Annotated in this window: 17 protein-coding genes, 2 pseudogenes and 1 riboswitch; of the genes and pseudogenes, 5 read left to right on the top strand and 14 right to left on the bottom strand. The window is 63.4% G+C overall.

Annotation, left to right across the window (positions count from 1 at the left end):
* The first annotated feature begins 120 nt into the window (after positions 1-120).
* Positions 121-654, top strand: a complete 534-nt coding sequence (locus NDO48_RS05045; protein WP_157632761.1) for a MarR family transcriptional regulator — start codon at positions 121-123, stop codon at positions 652-654.
* Between the two features lie 48 nt (positions 655-702).
* Here the strand turns inward: NDO48_RS05045 and NDO48_RS05040 are convergent, their stop codons facing one another.
* The 6 genes from NDO48_RS05040 to NDO48_RS05015 all read right to left on the bottom strand — a co-directional run bounded on the left by NDO48_RS05040 (position 703) and on the right by NDO48_RS05015 (position 7,980).
* On the bottom strand, positions 703-1,467 hold the full coding sequence (locus tag NDO48_RS05040) for an ABC transporter ATP-binding protein (protein WP_267320953.1): 765 nt from the start codon (positions 1,465-1,467) through the stop codon (positions 703-705).
* On the bottom strand, positions 1,464-3,221 hold the full coding sequence (locus NDO48_RS05035; protein WP_267320952.1) for a dipeptide/oligopeptide/nickel ABC transporter permease/ATP-binding protein: 1,758 nt from the start codon (positions 3,219-3,221) through the stop codon (positions 1,464-1,466). The genes NDO48_RS05040 and NDO48_RS05035 overlap by 4 nt, the downstream gene beginning before the upstream one ends.
* Complete coding sequence (gene nikB, locus NDO48_RS05030; protein WP_267320951.1) at positions 3,214-4,176, bottom strand: nickel ABC transporter permease; 963 nt, start codon at positions 4,174-4,176, stop codon at positions 3,214-3,216. Before nikB ends, NDO48_RS05035 begins: the two co-directional genes overlap by 8 nt.
* A gap of 3 nt (positions 4,177-4,179) precedes the next feature.
* Entirely contained in the window at positions 4,180-5,712 is a 1,533-nt protein-coding gene (locus NDO48_RS05025) for an ABC transporter substrate-binding protein (RefSeq protein WP_267320950.1), read from the bottom strand.
* Position 5,713: 1 nt separating this feature from the next.
* Positions 5,714-6,412: a (2Fe-2S) ferredoxin domain-containing protein gene (locus NDO48_RS05020; RefSeq protein ID WP_267320949.1), complete on the bottom strand. Its 699-nt coding sequence runs from the start codon at positions 6,410-6,412 to the stop codon at positions 5,714-5,716.
* Between the two features lie 236 nt (positions 6,413-6,648).
* Positions 6,649-6,855, bottom strand: a riboswitch (cobalamin riboswitch).
* Positions 6,856-7,089: 234 nt separating this feature from the next.
* Positions 7,090-7,980, bottom strand: a complete 891-nt coding sequence (locus tag NDO48_RS05015) for a LysR family transcriptional regulator (RefSeq protein WP_267320948.1) — start codon at positions 7,978-7,980, stop codon at positions 7,090-7,092.
* 172 nt (positions 7,981-8,152) lie between these two features.
* Here NDO48_RS05015 and NDO48_RS05010 point away from each other — a divergent pair, with 172 nt between their 5' ends.
* Positions 8,153-9,049 carry a DMT family transporter gene (locus NDO48_RS05010; protein ID WP_267320947.1) on the top strand — a complete coding sequence of 299 codons (897 nt, stop codon included), beginning with the start codon at positions 8,153-8,155 and terminating at the stop codon, positions 9,047-9,049.
* Between the two features lie 186 nt (positions 9,050-9,235).
* Here NDO48_RS05010 and NDO48_RS05005 read toward each other — a convergent pair.
* Both NDO48_RS05005 and NDO48_RS05000 read right to left on the bottom strand, forming a co-directional pair.
* Positions 9,236-10,210: pseudogene (locus NDO48_RS05005) on the bottom strand (nucleoside hydrolase).
* Between the two features lie 276 nt (positions 10,211-10,486).
* Entirely contained in the window at positions 10,487-11,680 is a 1,194-nt protein-coding gene (locus NDO48_RS05000) for an MFS transporter (protein ID WP_267320946.1), read from the bottom strand.
* A gap of 492 nt (positions 11,681-12,172) precedes the next feature.
* On the opposite strand from NDO48_RS05000, the gene NDO48_RS04995 reads away from it, so the two are divergent.
* Both NDO48_RS04995 and NDO48_RS04990 read left to right on the top strand, forming a co-directional pair.
* Positions 12,173-14,989, top strand: a complete 2,817-nt coding sequence (locus tag NDO48_RS04995) for an autotransporter outer membrane beta-barrel domain-containing protein (protein WP_267320945.1) — start codon at positions 12,173-12,175, stop codon at positions 14,987-14,989.
* 131 nt (positions 14,990-15,120) lie between these two features.
* Positions 15,121-15,315, top strand: a complete 195-nt coding sequence (locus NDO48_RS04990; protein WP_267320944.1) for a hypothetical protein — start codon at positions 15,121-15,123, stop codon at positions 15,313-15,315.
* 8 nt (positions 15,316-15,323) lie between these two features.
* Here NDO48_RS04990 and NDO48_RS04985 read toward each other — a convergent pair whose 3' ends face one another.
* From NDO48_RS04985 to NDO48_RS04975, 3 genes are all read right to left on the bottom strand, one after another.
* The gene (locus NDO48_RS04985) at positions 15,324-15,626 is read right to left on the bottom strand and encodes a DUF982 domain-containing protein (RefSeq protein ID WP_026227357.1); all 303 of its coding nucleotides are present in this window, start codon (positions 15,624-15,626) and stop codon (positions 15,324-15,326) included.
* Positions 15,627-15,722: 96 nt separating this feature from the next.
* On the bottom strand, positions 15,723-15,971 hold the full coding sequence (locus NDO48_RS04980) for a DUF982 domain-containing protein (RefSeq protein ID WP_018428773.1): 249 nt from the start codon (positions 15,969-15,971) through the stop codon (positions 15,723-15,725).
* 222 nt (positions 15,972-16,193) lie between these two features.
* Complete coding sequence (locus tag NDO48_RS04975; RefSeq protein ID WP_018428772.1) at positions 16,194-16,445, bottom strand: hypothetical protein; 252 nt, start codon at positions 16,443-16,445, stop codon at positions 16,194-16,196.
* An 8-nt stretch (positions 16,446-16,453) separates the two neighbouring features.
* Here NDO48_RS04975 and NDO48_RS04970 point away from each other — a divergent pair.
* Positions 16,454-16,576 (top strand): annotated as a pseudogene (locus NDO48_RS04970) (terminase small subunit); the annotation flags it as partial.
* A gap of 128 nt (positions 16,577-16,704) precedes the next feature.
* Here the strand turns inward: NDO48_RS04970 and NDO48_RS04965 are convergent.
* The 3 genes from NDO48_RS04965 to NDO48_RS04955 all read right to left on the bottom strand — a co-directional run bounded on the left by NDO48_RS04965 (position 16,705) and on the right by NDO48_RS04955 (position 18,268).
* Entirely contained in the window at positions 16,705-17,052 is a 348-nt protein-coding gene (locus NDO48_RS04965) for a hypothetical protein (protein ID WP_267320943.1), read from the bottom strand.
* 298 nt (positions 17,053-17,350) lie between these two features.
* Positions 17,351-17,773 carry a pyridoxamine 5'-phosphate oxidase family protein gene (locus NDO48_RS04960; protein WP_267320942.1) on the bottom strand — a complete coding sequence of 141 codons (423 nt, stop codon included), beginning with the start codon at positions 17,771-17,773 and terminating at the stop codon, positions 17,351-17,353.
* Between the two features lie 270 nt (positions 17,774-18,043).
* Entirely contained in the window at positions 18,044-18,268 is a 225-nt protein-coding gene (locus tag NDO48_RS04955; protein WP_267320941.1) for a hypothetical protein, read from the bottom strand.
* Positions 18,269-18,706: the final 438 nt, after the last annotated feature.

Here is an 18,706-nt window from a genome sequence, read left to right as displayed (position 1 = left end):
GAGACCAGGCCGATACTGCGGCAGCGAGATGGGGCCAGGCAGCCGACCACGGGGGCGGTTGCCATGCCTGGCTTTTGAAGAATAGACACAGTTCCAAGCGGTAACGGGGAAAATCGTCTTATGGGGAACAGGAAAGCACCACTGCCACCGAAAGAAGTATTTGATGAAGTGCTGTCGATCGACCGGCATTCGGAGGTAGCGCTCGATCAGGAGCATCGTGCCGTGCTCGCTTCGGATGTGTCATGGCTCGAATACCGGGCAGAATTTCGCAGGCAGATGATCAAGAGCGGCTTCCTCAAGCATCCATGGCGCAGCATCTTCGAGGCGGACATGATCTTCACCCTTATCGGTCACAAATGGCTGCAGGGCGAAATATTGACGGTGAAGGAGGTGGCGACCTATTTCGAGGCCTTCACCAGCAATGTCACCATTACCCGGCACATCGACGACATGGTTGCATCCGGCACGCTGGTGCGCACGCCGGACACCAGGGATCGCCGACGGTTGCTGTTGATGCCGACCCAGCGCCTTTTCGAGATCGGCCGGATCTTTCTGGAGGCTCGCAAGGAAATCGGCCGCAGACATGGCTTCGTCTATGATCCCGACCGCGCCGAGGCGGAACGGGAATTGTCCCGATTGACCACCTCGCCATGACCGGCGATGGTTTGGCCTGATCGCCAGGCGTTCGAAGCCCGCAGCTTCCTAACTGACGCTCCATTGCGGCATCGGCAGCACGTCGCGCAACAGCGCCTGCGTGTACGAATGGGATGGCTGCGACAGGACCGTGTCGACCTTGCCGTCTTCCACAACCTGGCCCCGATCCAGGACGACGATCTTCTGGCAGATGTCTGCAACCACCCCGAAGTCGTGGGTAACGAGCAGATAGCTGATGCCAGACGTGCGATGGAGGTCGAGGAGCAGGTCGATCAGTCTCGCCTGAACCGAGACGTCGAGCGCAGAGAGAGGCTCATCCAGCACGAGCAGCTCAGGCTCCGGGGCAAGCGCCCGGGCCATGCAGACACGCTGGCACTGGCCTGTGCTGAGCTCGTGCGGATGGCGATCGAGCAGGTCGGCGGTGAGCGCGACACGCTCGAGCAGGCGGCAAAGGCGTTCGTTCCGTGCCTCGGCTCCTTCCCGGGGAAGCCAGTTGACCAGCGGCTCGGACAGGATCCTGCGGATGGTCCAGCGCGGGTTGAGGCTGGACCTCGGATCCTGAAATACAGCCTGCATGCTGCGGCGGGCCCTGCGGCGCACCATGCCGTCGGCAAGCGATTGGCCATGCCATCGCAGGTGACCGCTGTCCGGCCGCTCAAGGCCGAGGATGCACCTGGCAATCGTGCTCTTGCCTGAACCGGACTGTCCGACGAGCCCCACGATCTCGGCGCGGCCTATTGCGAAGGAGACATCGGTGAGAACCCTGTTGTCCTTATAGCGTTTGGAAAGCTGCTCTACCGACAGCATGGTCATGTCTCGCTCAAAGATGCGGAGCGGAGCCGGCGGCCCGGCACCGCCGTCAGCAGCTCACGCGTATATGGATGGGACGCGTCTGCGAACACCTTTGCGGTCGGGCCGCTGTCCACGATTGTGCCGTTTCGCATGATCGCCACGCGATCGACCACGCGCGAGACCACACGCAAATCGTGCGACACGAAAACCAGGGCAAGCCCGTAACGGGCCTGCAGGTCGCGAAGCAGGTCCAGGATACGGAGTTGGGTCGACACATCGAGCGCCGTCGTCGGTTCGTCGGCAATGAGCAGCCTTGGCCTGTTGACGACCGCCATCGCGATGACGACACGCTGCCGCATGCCGCCGCTGAGCTCGTGCGGAAACTGCCTTAGGACGCGCGCGGGCAGCTGAACCTCGTCCAGTACCTCGCTCAGCCTGTGTTCGATCGCTGCTGGGGAGGGGGCAAGGTGAACCTGCATCACCTCGCGGATCTGGTCACCGATACGCAGCACGGGGTTGAGGGCGGCCAGAGGATCCTGGTTGACCAGCGTGGCCATCCGCCCGCGCACCTGTTGCCAATCATCCCAGGACCAGGGAGCCGTATCCTGGCCAAACAGGGCGGCACGACCGCTCACAAGGCCCAGCGGGGGCCTTGTCAGGCCGAGCGCCAGGGCAGCGACCGTGCTCTTGCCGGAGCCGCTTTCGCCGATCAGCCCGATGCTTTCGCCGCGCCCGACACGCAGGCTCACCTCATTGAGGATGGGCCGGCCGAAATAAGGCGACCGAGGGTCGACGACCTCGACCCGGACAGCCTGCAGATCAAGGGCAGGGGAGGCCGCATCCGGGGACGCCTCGTATGAGGCGACGATGGCCTGCGCATGCAGGGGACGGCTGGCGCCCCAGCGCGGGAGACGCAGCCAGTTGCGCGGGCCATGGACGGGGCGGCCCTCGACGCTGTCACGCACGATGTCGCCGAAATAGTTGGCAGCCAATACGACGATGAAGATTGCCATTCCCGGTGCGAGCACCAGCCAGGGCGCGATCTCCATGCTGCCACGACCCTCGTTCAGCATGGCGCCCCATTCAGGCGCAGGCGGCGGCACCCCGAGGCCGAGGAACGAGAGTGCGGAGACCGCAAGGATCAGGTTTCCGATGTCGAGCATCGCCAGAACCAGGATCGGCCCGGTCAGGTTCAGGGCGATGTGGCCGGTCAGGATTTTCCAGGTCGGTGTTCCCAGGCATCGTGCGGCCGACACATATCCCTCCTGCGCCAGCTGAAGTGTGAAGCCACGGATGATGCGGGCATAGGCCGGCCACGCGACGACCGAAATGGCGATGGTGAGCGGTACCATGCCGCCGCCCATGAGCGCGGCGACGGCGATCGCCAGCACCAGCCGTGGGAAGGCGAGCAGCACATCGATGATCTTGGTCAGGACGAGGTCGACCACGCCTCCGAAATAGCCGGCCACGATGCCGACAGTGACCCCGATCGACATGACAATCAGCACGGCAATGGCCGCCACCGTCAGCGAGGTGCGGCCGCCGTGGAGAAGCCGCGTGAAGACGTCGCGACCGAAATCGTCCGTTCCAAGCCAGTTGACGGCATTCGGTGGCACGAGGACCTGCTTGAAGTCGGTGTCGACAGGGCTCAGGCCGGAGATGAGAGGTGCGGCGAGCACTGCGGCCAGCATTGCAACGACAATGGCCAGCAAAAGCATGCCGACCGGGTCGCGGCGCAGGCCGCTCGCAAAGCGGTGCAGAACGCGGTCAGACATTGCCGTGCTCTTCGATGCGGACCCGCGGATCCATGAAGCGGTAAAGAATGTCGACGGCGAAATTGATGATCACGAACAGGCTCGCCATCAGCAGCGTGAAACCCTGGATGACGGGATAGTCGCGGCCGCCGATCGCCTCGACCATGTATCGACCGACTCCGGGCCAGGCAAAGACCGTCTCGATCACGGCGGTGCCGCCGAGCAGGCCGCCGGCGACAAGCGAGGCAGCGGTGATCACCGGTATGAGCGCCGGCCGCAGGGCGTGACGGAAGAGCAACGTGCGCCGCTTCATGCCCTTTGCTTCGGCCATCAGCATGTAGGGCTGCGACAGGGTGTCGAGCAGGCTGGCGCGAAGAAGCCGTGAGGTCGCCGCGGCGATGCCGACGCCGAGCGTGACGGCAGGCAGAATGATGCTTTCCGGCCGCCTGCCGCCCATGGCCGGCAGCCAGCCCAGCGTGATGGCGAAGAGATAGATGAGCAGGACCCCAAGAAAGAAACTCGGCAGGGACTCTCCGACCAGGCTCAGCACCCGGGTCACGTGATCGGTGGTGCGCCCGGCATAGAGGCCGCCGAGGATTCCACTTGGAATGGCGATGACGAACATCACCACAAGTGCGGCACCTCCGAGTTTCAGCGTTGCTGGAAGGCGAGCCGTCAGCTCGTAGGCAATGGGCTGGCGACTGCGCAGCGAGGTTCCGAGATTGCCCGTTGCCACGCGTCCGAGCCACGTCACATATTGCTGCGGCAGAGGGGCGTTCAGGCCCATCTGGTCGCGCAGCTCATCGATATCGCGCTGGGTGATCTGTGCGGAATCGAGGCCGGGCTCGACCATGGTCAGCAGCACCGCCGTGGCCGGATCGCCCGGGATAAACCGCAGCATCAGGAAGACGACCACGGTTATCCCGAACAGGACCGAAAGCCCGGCCAGGGCGCGTCGGAGCGCGTAGCCGAGCATTCGTCACTCCGCCGCGATGTACATCGACGGCGTGATGTCGCGCGGACGCTCGACGTCGACGCCTGCGACGCGCCTGTTGTGCGCGATGCCGATCAGTTCGGCGTTGGCGACGTAGATCAGCGCGGTGTCGGCCAACACTTTTTCCTGGATCTGCCTTGCCAGCGCAAAGCGAGCGTCGGTGTCGGCTTCGGTGCGCAGCTGGTCGATGAGCGCGTCGACCTCAGGGTTCGCGTAGCGTTGCCAGTTCTGCACGGCGTCCGAACGGTAGAAGCTGGAGAGCTGGCCGTTGAGGTCGCCTGTGGCTGTGCCGCACGAGCAGTAGGTCGCGATGTCGAATGCCCCGTCGAGCATGATCTGGTTGGAGGCCGTCGGCTCGACGACGTGAAGCTTGGCGGAAACGCCGATCTTGCGCCACTGCGCCTCAAGAGCGATGGCGACGGTCTGCCACCAGCCATAGGTCAACACGGTGAATTCGAGCTTCTTGCCGTCACGCTCGCGGATGCCGTCTGCGCCAGGCTTCCAGCCGAGTTCGTCCAGCAGCGCCCTTGCGCGGTCAGGGTCGGTGACCTGCTTCGTCTCGATCGCGTAGGGCAGGCCGGTGGGAAAGTGCCCGGTCGAGTGCGTCGCAAATGGCGCCATCACGCCGTCGACGATCTCGTTGCGATCGGTGCCGAGGCTGAGTGCTTCCCGCAGCTTCACATCCTGAAGCAGAGGGTTGCGGTAGTTCATCCAGATGTTCCAGTTGCTCGCGTTGACGACAGGGAACTTGTAGTCTTTGGAGCGGACATAGGCGCGGCGCTGCTCGAACTGGACGTTGGCATCCATGTCGGCCTCGCCCGACTGCATGGCCAGATAGCGGGTCTGCGGATCGACGACGAAACGGGCTTCGAGCCGCTGGAGCTTGGGCTGCTCGCCCCAGTAGCCCTCGAACGGCTTGGCCACCACGAGCTCGCCGGGGACAAACTCGGCAGGCTTGAAGTAGCCGGAGAGGTCGGCCTCCAGCGCGTATCGATCGCCGAGTTCTTCGGCGCGCGCGGCGTTGTGCACAGCGATCGTGACCGTCTTGAACAGGAATGCCGGGTCCGGCCTCTCGGTGCGGATTTCAAGCGTGGTTGGACCCACGGCCTTGAACGTCGCGCCACGCAGGATCGAGGCCGCGCGGGTGTTCTTGGCCTGGTGTCGCTCGAAGGATGCCTGGACGGCCGCCGCATCGACGGGCGCGCCGCTCCAGAACCTGGCGTTCGGCTGCAACTCGATCCGCCACAAAGTCGGTTCAACCCGCTCCCAGCTTTTGGCGAGCGCCGGGATGAGGTTTGCGCCGTCGAGCGTGGCATGAACCAGCGGCTCGGCGAAGCCGTTGTTGATGATCCGCTGGGCATCGATGTTGATGGGGTCGAGCGAGCGCGGCATGTTTGCCGTAACGAGCCGCAAGACCTGCTCGTCCGCAGGCGCCGCTTCCTGGGCGAAAGCAGGCAAGGCGAAGGTCGACCAGGCGGCGGCAAGCGCGGCCAATGCAGTCCGCGAAAGATAGTTCATCTTACTCTCCTGTAGATGTGGAATTCTTGGGCACGAGACGCAGCCGCTGTTTGCGGCCCGTCGGCTGGTAGGCGAAATCTTCGACGACCCGGCCGCCGAGCAGGTGTTCCTCGACGATACGGTCGACCGCCGTCTCAGTGACGCCGCCGTAATAGGTGCCTTCGGGAAAGACCTGGAGCACGGGCGCGAGATTGCAGGGCCCGAGGCATGTCGCCTTGGCGGTCATCGTGCCGTCGCCGGTCGTGCGCAGCTTGCGGTTTTCCTGCACATTGCGCAGGTGGCCCCAAATCGCGTGTGCGCCGGCCGCGTTGCAGGCGCCGCCTTCGCAGACAAGGACCCGTCGCTTCTGCGCCGGCACCAGCGATCCTTCCAGCTTCACGGGATCGTCGGTTGGAATTGCAGGCTCGGCAGAAGCACCGTTGATGAGAGCCCCGAGCAAGGGCTCGAAATGGAGGCTCTGGGCGATATCGCGGGATATCCGGATCGGCGGCCACGCACCTGGATGTTCGGACTGCCAGCGCTTCAGCGAGCGTGTGATCCAGTTGAGGAATCCTGGCTCCAGCGGAAGAACCAGCGGCACTACGATGATGGTTTCATAAGGCCCGCCGCGCAATGACAGGAGCGCGTCGCGCAGCGAGGGCTGACCCTGCTCGGAATAGCAGGCAACCGCCGTAGCTACCCCCTGTAACAATGCAGCCATTGCCCCCATGCGTTGCATTTCGGCATGCGGAGCCGCTGCAAATGCCGACTTTGCGACCAGCAATACGGCCCGCCCGGACGCCACTTTGCCCGGCTTGAGTTTGGAGTTCGAAAAAGGAAAATCTGTTTCCAACGAAAAAATCCCCGACCTGATGCGAGCGGGGATATGGAAACGTGGCCGCGCAGACATGCCAGAGGCAGCCGCGACAGCGCGCGCTCCTGTGGCACACCCCGACCACGGAACCTAAGCAGTCAGGCAGGTCTCCTGGCTCGCGGTTCATCGCTGTTTCGCCTGTCTTCCCAGCACCGAAGTGCCAGTGACGTCGTTGGCGTAACAACTCGCCGCTTACAGTTGCGGGTCAGCTCCGGTTTCGCACCGGATTCCCTCTTAGCTGTCACGTCGGCGCAGGCCGTCGCGACAGAACCTTGACGGGCGCAACCTATCGCTATCGACCTTCAAGTCAATCCCCGTTCGTCAGCCATTTGCCGGAAGACCCAAAAAGCAGATTAGCTATATTGTGAGCACGAACATGCCATGGCTGGCTGTTCTTCTTGGTGTGACGTCATTCGACTTGCGCACGGCATAGTCAGCGTCAGCAGCTTGTTGTCGGCACCTGCCGGACGTCTGTTTGTGGCGCGAGCAAGAGCTTTCACCTCCTGGCGGAGAACAGGAATTGGCTAGCCTGCCAATGCCAGTTTGCCGTAGCGGCTGACCTCGGTCTCAATCTCGGAGATCAGGCTTTCGAGGGCAGGGTTCCTCGTCTTTTTCGCCCGTCGCACCACGTAGACAAGCTGCGGGGGCGCGGGAAGGCTGTTGTCGAGGATCTCCATGTCCGGACGCAGATGGCGGTCACTCAGGAGTGCGACGCCCAGTCCCGCATTGACCGCAGCGACGATGCCTGCGGCGCTTGAGCATTCGAACACGGTTTCCAGCTCCGCCCCGCCATCCTGTCCAATGTCGATTGCCCAGCGTCGGTAGAAACAGTCGCCGTCGAAGGACAGGAACGGGATCGGTCCTTCAGGATCCAGCAGCAGTTCGCGGGATTTGACCCAGTGCAGGTTTTCGCGAAACAGCACCAGGTCGGTCGGTCGCACCTCATGGGCGAAAACCTGCACGATGGCCACATCCATCTCGCCGCGCTCGAGCATCGCGCGCAGAACCAGGCTCATTCGAACCTTTGTTCTCACCGCGACATGGGGATGCTGGCGCCGGAAGCGCCCGAGGATGCGCGACAGGTCCGAGCATGTGGTGTCCTCGGTGAGACCCAGCAGGATCCGGCCGGCCAGATCCGACCTGGCGAAGGTGATCAGCGCCTCGTCGTGCAGGTCGAGGATCTTTGCGGCGTAGTCGAGCAGCGCCGTTCCTTCTGAGGTAAACATGCCGCCGCCGGGCCGTCTGTCCAGCAACTGGCAGCCAAGGCTCGTTTCCATGCGCTTGATCTTGTGGCTCACGGCCGATTGCGTCAGGCCGAGCGCCTCGGCAGCCCGGGTGACGCCGCCGTGGAGCCTGATCGCCCGAAGCGCGCGCAGCGCGTCGATGTCCAGTCGCCTCGCATTGATCTCGTTCATTCCGGGCCTCGACGCCAATCCACTTCTGACGGGGATTACATTCGTCTTCGGACGGTATTTTTGCAAGAAACGATTACCGTTCGGCAATGAATGTCATCGCCTGATCGAAATTTGTCATGTGCGCGCCATCAAGGGAACGGCTAACCCGGGATGATATCCATCTGGGCTTCCCATGACCGATCTTTCCCTGTCTTCCACGGACCCGACACGGTCCCGCTTTCTCTGGCCCCTGATGGCAACGCTGCTGGTGATCGGCTGGAGTTCGGGGTTCGTCGGCGTCCGCTATGCCAGCGAACAGGCGAGCGTGGCCGTGCTGCTGTTCTGGCGCACGCTGCTGTCGGGGGTGCTGCTGCTGCCGTTTGCCCTGGCTTTCGGGCCGAGGATGCGTCTGCGCGCCGTGATGTCCCAGGTCGGGTTCGGCGTCATGGCCGTTTTCATCTATCTGGGCGGTTTTGCGGTGGCGATCGAGCAGCGCGTGCCGACCGGGCTGGTCGCGCTGATCTCCGATCTCGTGCCTTTGGCGATCGCGGTCATGGCTCAACCGCTCCTGGGCGAGCGGCTTACCGGACGGCAGTGGCTGGGCACCGCCATCGCCGTTGCGGGCGTGCTGATCGTGTCCTTCGACAGCTTGAGTTTCGGCACCGCTCCCTTGTGGGCCTACGGCTTGACCATCGCTTCGATGATGGTGTTCGCCTTTGCGTCGGTTCTGCGCAGGGGGCGCGAAACGCTGAACATGCCGGTGCACCAAAGCCTGTGCATCCACACGCTGACAGGCGCTGTGCTGTTCGGCATCTGCGCGCTCGCCCAAGGAGAGATCGCCCCGCCCATGACGCGCGAGTTCGCCATCGGCATGGTCTGGCTCGTGCTGATCTCTACCTTTGCCGCCTATTCGGTGTATTACACCATGCTGCGCATGTTCCCGGTGGCGAAGGTCAGCGCGGCCATCTATCTGAGCCCGCCGGTGACGATGCTGTGGGCCTGGGCGCTGTTTGCAGAACCGCTGACCCCGGCCATGTTTCTGGGGCTGGCTGTGACGCTGGTGGGGGTGTGGCTGACCTCGCGCGGATAAATCAGGTCGTTGCCGCGGCGCGGATCGTGTTGCCGTCCTCGTCGCTCCGGGTGGTGACGCGGGCTGCCGGCCATCAGACCTTCAGAGGCGAGGGGGCCGCCACCAGCTGGCCGCTTCCGAAGCTTGAACGCCTGAAGCTGCCGGACCGCATCCGGCCTGCCAGCTGCCCCGCGCCCTGAGGACCGGTCATGACTTGCGGGCGGTGAGGCGCTCCAGCGCGTCGACGATCAGGTCGCAGAATTTGGCATGGTCGAGCTGCATCGCGACCGTGTGGCGGAAGTTGACCTGCTCGCTGGCGGTGCCGCCGAAATGGCGCATGCCGCCCATTTTCTCGAAGTTGCAGACGGTCATGCCCTTTGTCCACCGGCCGGCGGTTTCGACGCGGATGTCCGCTTTTTCGGTGGTGAAGACGGAGGCGTCGATCATGGCGGCGACGCAACAGGCATCATGGACGGCAGGATATTCGATCTGCAGGAGGCCGCCATGCGTGGTGGCAATGAACGCCCAGATATCGAGGATGAACTTGCTGATGGGGCCGCCGACGGCGCGCACCCTGTCTTGAAGCTGCGGGGTGGCCAGCGCCTGGTGGGTGAGGTCGAGCCCGACCATGGTGACGTCCCAGTTGGCGCGGAACACGATGTCGGCGGCTTCCGGATCGCCATAGATGTTGAACTCGGCGGCGGGCGTGATGTTGCCGCGCGTATAGCTGCCGCCCATGGCGACGACCCGTTTCACCCGCTCGACGATGCGCGGCTCCTTGCGGGCAGCAAGAGCGATGTTGGTGTATGGCCCCACCGGCACGAGCGTGACCGTCTTTGGCTCATGCACCATGACGGTGTCGATGATGAAATCCACCGCATGACGCTTGTCGAGCTCGAAGGAGGCAGGTGGCAGCACCGGCCCGTCCAGCCCGCTGTCGCCGTGGATCTCGATGGCAAAGACCTAGTCGCTGATAACAGGACCTGGCGATCCCTTCGCAACCGGCACCTTGATGCCATAGGCGGTGCACACCGACAGCGCATTGCGCGTGGTGTTTTCGACAGTGTGGTTGCCCGACACGGTGGTGATGCCGAGAAGGTCGATGGCTGGATTGCCCGCCGCCAAAAGGATGGCGATGGCGTCGTCGTGCCCGGGATCGCAGTCGAGGATGATCTTTTCCATCAGAGCGCCTTTCTGTCAGCCGAGCGTGCCTTGACTAGAGACTGCCACGCCCGGCGCCGTCAAGCTTTCCGGTCCAAGCCGCTCGACCAATCCCAGGCGCACCCTTGAGGCGAAATCGAAGCTGGGGCGTTTCCGCTTTTCTTCGAAGCGCGGAAACCTTCTCTTTGGAAAACTGCCGCGCGGTTTTCCTGGAATTGCGGAAGCTTTCTCTCTTTGTTTTTGCGCAATTCCTGACGGAAAACCGCCGCGCAGTTTTCCTGGAATTGCTTCGGGCGTTCATCTTCCAGGCAGCCGGGCTGCGGCCACGGGCGCGAAACCGGCCAGCAGCGTCGCGGCGATCATCGCGCCGGTGACCACGAAAAGGGCGCCGGACAGCGAGATGACCGTCATGACGGCACTGGCGAAAATGACGCCGGTCGCGTTTGCGGTGCGCAAAAGGGCAAAGACCTCGGGCCGCTTTCGTGGCGGTGCCAGGTGATCGAGCACAAGGGCATAATGCGTTCCAAGCGGCGCCAGCACGAAACCGACGAGCATTGCTCCCACCACTGTCGTCACGATGGAGGGTCCAAACGCGGCAAGGGCCGCCCCCAGCGTCATCACCGACAGTTGGACGATGACGGCGCGTCTGCTCGCCATCCGGTTGCGGACGCTCACCCAGATTCCGCCGGCGACCGAGGCCAGGCACAGCGGCACGGTAAAGAGGATGGCGAGGGCCGGCTCGTAGCCGAACTGCATTGCCAGGGCGACGGCGCCGATCTCGATGGCAGCAACCGTCGAGGCGCCGGCTGCAGCGCAGCAGAGCCACAGCAATATGGACGGGTTCAAGACGGAGCCGTCGGCGCGCGAAACCTCTGCGACATCTGCCATGTCTGCCTGCGGGACCAGAAGGACCGGTATCGCGCCAAGTGCGGTGATCGCCAGCAGCGCAAACACCGGCGATATGGAGCCCAGGCCCGATGCCACGACAGGCCCCAGCACGAAGGTCAGCTCGTTGAGCGTGGAGGCGATGCCCAGGGCACGCGGCAGGCGCGAGGCGGGCGTGAAGTGGTTGAGCAGCGACCTCAGATAGCCGAATGCGGCCCCGTTCACCGATCCGGCAAGCGCTGCCAGCACCACGAGCCAGACGAAGGAGGCCTGATAGTAGGCGCATAGCGCGATGCCGGCGAGGGCAATGGTGCGAAATCCCACCAGCAGCCTGAGGAAGGTGGCGCTCGGCAGGTTCCTGCCCAGTCGCGTGATCGGAATTGCGCCGGCCACCTGCGCCAGCGTCATCGCCAGGATGATGGCGGCTCCGCCCTTGGCGTCGCCGAGCATGGCCAGTGCCAGCAGCGAAAAGGCCACAGGTCCGGCAGCTTGCGGCACCGACATGGTTGCAGACGAGGCAAACCAGCGGACGAGCGGCCAGCGGCTCGAGGGCCCGTTGCTCGAGGAACTGTCTGCCTGAAGATGAGGATCGTGAGTGTCGGTCATGGCGAGCAGGTTCGGCCGGCGGCGCACCGTTGCCGGGTCCGGATGTCGCGAACACCAGGACAAGCGGCGGCGGATCCGTGGCGGCTGTCTCCGAAGCGGAGCCTTTTGGCGGCACGTTGGAAGAACAAGCGAAACATGCCTCGACCCTTGAGTGGGCCGGGCCGTTCCCGGACATTCTTTCCCGCTGTGGGGGAGGACGTTACCTCGCTGCGCGGAACTTATCTCCGCGCCTTGCCGAGTCAACCCTGGGGCAATCGAGATTTTGGCCCTGCCGGGAAGCGGAACGAGGTCGCAGAGCTTCCACGATGCTTCCTTTGCGTGACAGTGCGAAAGCGGATCCCGCCTGGTTGCGAGCGCAGAGGGGACGCCATTATCGAAATATTAAGCATAAAGCTCTCAGAACTTGCTTAGTATTTGAATCATCTGCGGTTTTTTATGCCAAAGCATCGCCATTCGCCTTGGATTTCCCAGTCATCCTGCCGCCGCCTGCCCATGGCCGTGGCGCCTTTGGCCCTGATGCTGGCCAGCGCGCCAGCGCTGGCCCAGCAGGTGGTCGTGGGGGGCGATGTCGACCCTTCGGATCCCGCAGCCATCAACAGCAATGTGGATCTGGAGATCGGCCGCACCGGCACCGGCAGCTTGACCATCCAGAACGGCGGCACGCTGACCAACAGGCAGGGCTCGGTCGGCAGCGATATCGGCGGCGATGGCACAGTCATCGTCACCGGGCGCGACGGGGCAGGCAACGCCTCCACCTGGACCAACACGGATTTTCTCTATGTCGGCGGCCAGGGCACCGGCACCCTCGACATTCTCGATGGCGGGGTGGTGACGGATAGCGGCGGTTATGTCGGAAATGACGCCGGCAGCACCGGTTCGGTGACGGTTTCCGGCCAGGGCTCATGGTGGAACAATCTTGGCAACGTCGTCATCGGGCAGGGCGGCGATGGAACGCTCGATGTCCTTGCCGGCGGGCGCGTCAGCAGCGAGACCGGCTATATCGGCGCCAGCCTCGATGGCGTCGGCGTCGTCACCGTGTCGGGCGTCGATGGACAGGGCAATGCCTCGACCTGGACCCAGCAGAACGACCTTTTCATCGGCGACGAGGGGAACGGCACATTGAACGTTGCCCATGGCGGCCGGGTCGCGACCAACGGCCGGATCAACATCGGCAATTTCGGTCAGGGCCTGATCGCCATCTCGGACGGCGCCAATGTGTCGGGCAACGACGCGATCATCGGCATCGGCGCATATGGAGAGGCGCTGCTGACATCGGCCGGGTCGTGGACCTTGGCCGAGCAGCTTACGGTCGGCCTGGGCGCCCAGGGCGTCCTGCGGATCGAGGACGGCGCCCGCGTGACCAGCAACCAGGGCTATGTGGGCGCCAATGCCGGCGGCGACGGCAGCGTCACGGTGACGGGGGTGGGGTCGAGCTGGGAGATGACCCGCTACAATCTCACCCTGGGCAATTACGGCGTCGGCGCCATGACCATCGAAGACGGCGCCCGGGTTCTTGCGCGCGGCGGTGTCTCTCTCGGCATGTCGGACGCGGCGGCAAGCGGCACGCTCGATGTGCTGGGCACCCCAGGCGCCCGCGGGGTTCTGGAAACCAGCGGGATCCTGGCAGGCATGGGCACGGCGCATGTCACCCTCGATGGCGGCATCATTCGCGCCATCGACGACAACGAGACCTTCTTCCGCAACTATGGCGCTCGGCAGATCGTCCTCGGCAGCGCCGGCGGCATCATCGATACCAATGGCTACGATATCGGCATCGCCCCCGAAATGACCGGTGCGGGCGGCCTGACCAAGGATGGTCTGGGGATGCTGACCCTGAACGGCGTCAACAGCTATGCCGGTGACACGACCGTGGCATCGGGGGTGCTGGCCGCGGGGGCTGCGAACGTCTTCAGCGCCGGGTCGGCGCATATGGTTCTGAGTGGCGGCACGCTTGCGCTCGACGGCTTCGATCAGCTTGTCGCGTCGCTGAACAATGCCGGTCGCGTGACATTGGGCCGCGTGCCGGGCACGACGCTGACGGTGGCCGGCGACTATACCGGCAATGGCGGCGCGCTCGAGATTGCGACCGAACTCGGCAGCGACAACTCGCCGACGGACCTGGTCGTCATCACCGGCAACAGCATTCTCGGCAGCGGCACCACGCTGGTCAGCGTCATCAATGTCGGCGGCGCCGGTGGGGCGACCACCGCCGACGGCATCCGCATCATCAAGGTCGATGGCATCTCCGATGCCGGCGCCTTCGCGCTCGCCGGACCGGCCATTGCGGGCGCCTGGCGCTACGACCTTTACCACAATGGCATTGCCGACCCCGCCGACGGCGACTGGTATCTGCGCTCGTCGGGCCTGGCGCCGACCTTGCCTGTCTACGAGACCTATCCGCAGGTGCTGCTCGGCATGGTCGAGCTGCCCACCCTCAAGCAGCGCGTCGGCGCTCGCTACTGGACAGAGCTGGATGGCGCCGCGCCGGCCGGCAGTGCCGCTCCAAGCGCCATCTGGGCGCGCATCGAGGGCGCCGATGGCCGTCTCAAGGCAGCCAGTTCGAGCAGCGGCGTCGCCCGCTTCGACATTGCCGGTTCGCTGCTGCAGGTCGGCCTCGACGGCCAACTGGCCGCCAACGCTCAGGGCATGTGGATAGGCGGGCTGACCGCGCAATATGGCCGCGCCGGCGCCGACATCTTCTCGGGCCTCGGCGAGGGGGCCAACGCCACGACCAGCTATGGTTTCGGCGCGACATTGAGCTGGTATGGCGAGAGCGGATTCTATGTCGACGGCCAAGCGCAGATCGCCACCTTGCGCAGCGACCTGGATGCCGCCGGCATCGGCAGGGTCGGCGACGGCATTCACGGCAGCGGTTATGCGCTCAGCCTTGAGGCCGGCCGGAAAATCGCGCTTGATGACGGCTGGTCGCTGACGCCGCAGGCGCAGCTTGCCTGGTCGTCCGTCGACTTCGACAGCTTCACCGACCGCTTCGGCGCTGTCGTCTCGCTGAAGGACGGCGACAGCCTGAAGGGCCGGCTCGGCATCGCCGTCGATTACGAACTCGGCGCCGGCAAACATGTCTACGGCGTTGGCAATCTGACCTACGCGTTTGTCGACGGCACGGCGGTGGCGGTGTCGGGCGTCGACGTGGCGCTCAGGCCGCAGCGCCTCGGTGCCGAGCTTGGCTTCGGCGGCAGCTATGGCTGGGCCGGCGGCAAATATGCCCTGCATGGCGAGGCGCTTGCCGCCACCAGCTTTGAGGGCAGCCACAGCCTCAAGGGCACCGTCGGTTTCACCATGGGCTTCTGACCGGTGAGGTCGGCCGCTTCCGGGGGGCTATGGGAAGGCGGACGGCCGATGGGGAGCATGGCAGTTCCAGGAGCTGCCAAGGCCCCGGCGTCTCCCTCTTTCGGGGGGCGATGAGCGAAGATGCCAACGCCATGCTGCCGATCATCCGCCAGATGCACGACGCCGAGAGCGACGAGGCGCGCGCCGGCGTGCTGCTTCAGCTGCCTGACGTCGTGTTGGTGCGACACATGGCGGTGTTCGCCAAGGCGTGCCGGCAGGGCGGTTTGGAATTGGGCGATCTGTTCATCGACATGCGTCGGGCCGAATGGCTGGAGGCGGCGGAATGAAGCAGCTTTCAAACCGGCAAGCTGCCTTTGCCCTTCGGCGCGACCATCCACGGCTCGATCGACATCGACTGGTGCTGGAGGATATTGGCCGAGCGCGCGAAGCTCGCAAACGCATTGCTTGCGACATCGACAGGTACGCGGCCTTCGCGGGCGAACAGGCAGGCACGGTGGGCCGCACCGAAGATCGGCCCGCGTCTGCCGTGCGGCCAACGGTCCAGAAACTCGATGGCAGTTTCGACGCAGTCGATCTCGCGGATGATGTGGGCTTCGTCCTTGACCAGGACTGTGTGGGCAAAAGTCTTGTTCGACATCACTTCCTCCGGTTTCTTGGACGGCTTCTTGAGCAAGCGAAGTCCGCCTCTATGCGTGGCGGGCACCTGAGCACATGGCGCGTCGATGCCTCGTCATCAAGCTTGGAAGGGCTGCTTCCGCAGAATTCCAGCCTCGTCGCAAAAGGTCTGGAACGTGTCGCGCGCCTCGTCCACCGAAATGGAGCCGTTGATGGCCGCCTGCATGGCGTTGTCGGCCAGATACCAGAACGGGCTGCGCGCGTTCAGCGGCCATTCCTCAAGGAATTCAACAGCTTCGGGCACAGTGCGAATCTCCTGAAATGAGACGCCCGGGCGTTTGATCAGTATCGACGGAACGATTTCCATGCCCACCAACGCATTCGGCAAGGGGTGGTTGCATGACGCTTTCTCCCAACGCGATGAAACTGCGTGTATCGCGGAAGCCTGGCGGCGGCTGCGGAACGACTTCAAGGCATGGGAAAGGGCGGGGTGTTGGGACACCTGGTGGCAACGCTCGTTGCCACCGAACCCACCGCCGGAGGTCCATGGCGCCCGGATGGCAAAGGCTGCGGAATGACGCCGGTGGCACTATCCACCGAAACCGCCGGCGCTGCGCCAAGGAGACTTGATGGCGAAGGCCTCGGGATAGCGGCGCATTGCTGCCTCGGCCAGCTGAGTGGTTTTTGTTGCCTTGAGATTGACGGTGCCGGCCAGGCCCCCGTTGGACCCAGTGGTGTACGTGCCGTCATATTTGACTTCGCCAACATCCATCCCTGCAATGATGCCGTTGCCTGCAAAGAGAACTGCGCCGCCCTCGTCGAAGCGTCCACGGAACGTCACTTGATACAATGCTGCTGGTGAGGTCTGTCGACTACGACCGGCAGGAAGCAATGTCGCTAACTGACAACTGGCAGCGCTTCGTCGCCGAATACCTCGTTGATCTGAATGCAACCCAGGCTGCGATACGCGCCGGGTGCGGCGAGAGGCCGCAAGGCAGCTTAGAGATCAGCTGCTCTAGGCTACATGGTCGACGATTTCGCCGCCTCGCAAGTATCAGGAGACAGGCGCTCACCTTTTCGGATCAGCCCTGCGAAGTGCGTCATGCCCCAGGCGAGAGCAGCAGTTTAGCAAGATCAATCACGATGGCGGAGAACACACCGCCGGTGGTCAGGATCACCCCGATTACAAACCTTCGATTGGCCTTTTCGAAGACGTTCTTTTTGAGAGCAGCCTGATCTAGCAGCCCAACCAGAGCGGCGATTTGCCAGATGATGCCGGCGCACAGAAGCAAGACTGATGGTGCATCGACCAAATTCCACGGCAGCGGGTTATTCGCCCATTGGGTCAAGAACCCAAGCGAAAACGAGAGCACGATACCGACAACCGTCAACGTGCCGTTGCGGAAGATTGTTTCGACCAACTGCTCATTGTCGTCATTGAGATTCATAGCAGGCCACCTTCCAGGCAAACCTAGCGCAGGTAAGCACCAATGGCATCTTACCCTGCCTACTTTGAAAACAATCAAAGGTAATCAAACGTGGCGCGTGGTGGCAAGAGAACGGGTGCTGGCCGCAAGCCAGGGGCCGCTACAAAGCGAACGCGGGCAATCGCGGACAAGGCTTCCGCCGAAGGTCTGTCGCCTCTGGAGGTCATGCTGAAGGCGATGCACACCCATGCCGACAACAACAAGGCTTGAAGGGTCGGTTGCCTACGGCGCCGGCCTCGCTCCGAGCCAGTTGCGTCTGTCAGAATTGAATCTCGATCAACTCGGGAGGCTCCTTGTTGAAATCGGAATATCGAACCCACCGCGGCGTTGCTTTGAACATCACTGCTCCTCTCTCGATGAACACCCTGTCGGCCGGAACGCTGTTGAGGAAAATTTCCTGGTATTGTTCGATATCCGCGGCAGGAACCCTTGTTGCCTCGCCCTCGTATTGAACCGTGATATTGTCGTCCCATCCGACTACGAACGCGACGCCCGGACGCTCCGCGAGATTGCCGAACTTTCGCGTCTCCTTGAAAGCGCTGAACACGATCTCAAAATTGTCGCGCACCGTGAAATCGATCGTAGCCGCCTCCGGCGTTCCATTGCGATGGCTTGTCGCAATGACCGCCAAGGTGTGGTTTCTCAGGAATTCAAGGATCATGCGTTTCGGATGATCTGTCATCGCATTCCCTCCCATCTAAAACAGACCGAAAGTAGAACAGAGCAGATGGTCGTGGGCAAGAAGACGGGCGGGCGATCCAAGGGCACCATGGCGGTCTAATCCCGATATAGTCGACCTGACGAAACTGAGTTGTGATGAGCCCGATCAGCTCAAACGCATCTTCCGTGCGCTTGCCGGATTTGGCGACGACGATGCGCCGGATCAGGCGGAGAAGGTGCGGCGGAAGGTTGATGAAGGCCTGACAGGCAGAGTGTCGAACAGGGCAGGGCGTTAAAGGGGCGCGCTCCTGCTCCGCCACTCGAGCCATTCGGCGTGTGTCTGGCTTTCGCTCCCGTTGGCCTGATGCCATGCGACCCATTGCGCGTGCGTCGGCAGCTTGTCGATATCAGGCAGGTAATTTCGGGCCACGTAGTTCTCATTGGCCATGAGCATGGAGTTGTGGTCGTAGAGCACCATCACTCGATCGGCGCCGTCGCGGTAAAGGCCTCTTGGCATTGATCTCTCCGTCATGGCTTCGGGCCATGGCCAGCGGCGAGCCGGGAGGGTAGCCCGGTGTCAGGTTATGTAAGTGGGGCGGAAAAGTCGGCAGTGGATGTGAAAGTCACCAGATGCCAAACATCCGGCCAGCCATTGCAACCGTAAATACGGCGCTAACGATCCCTGCAAAGTAGGCTGCGGCTTCAAGAGTCATGCGGGCATCTCCTTTTGAAGGAGGAAATACCGCCGCAATGGTTTCAGCCGCCAGCTCGGGTGGGGCGATGGTAGTCAAGACTGCCAGAAGGGCGCTCGCTTCATGCGGTATCCCGGCTGCTCGCTGCCGCCGGGTTTGTTTTTCGGGCGACCTGGCGGGTGCTTTCCTGCCTTCTCGACCAAGGATTGTTCAGTGCGTTTTTCCTTGTCGTTCGGGTCGCGGTAGTTTCGCGCCGGTTTACG

This window comes from Aminobacter sp. MET-1 (assembly GCF_026521175.1).
Taxonomy (GTDB): Bacteria; Pseudomonadota; Alphaproteobacteria; order Rhizobiales; family Rhizobiaceae; genus Aminobacter.
This window is presented reverse-complemented; position numbering and strand designations above follow the sequence as displayed.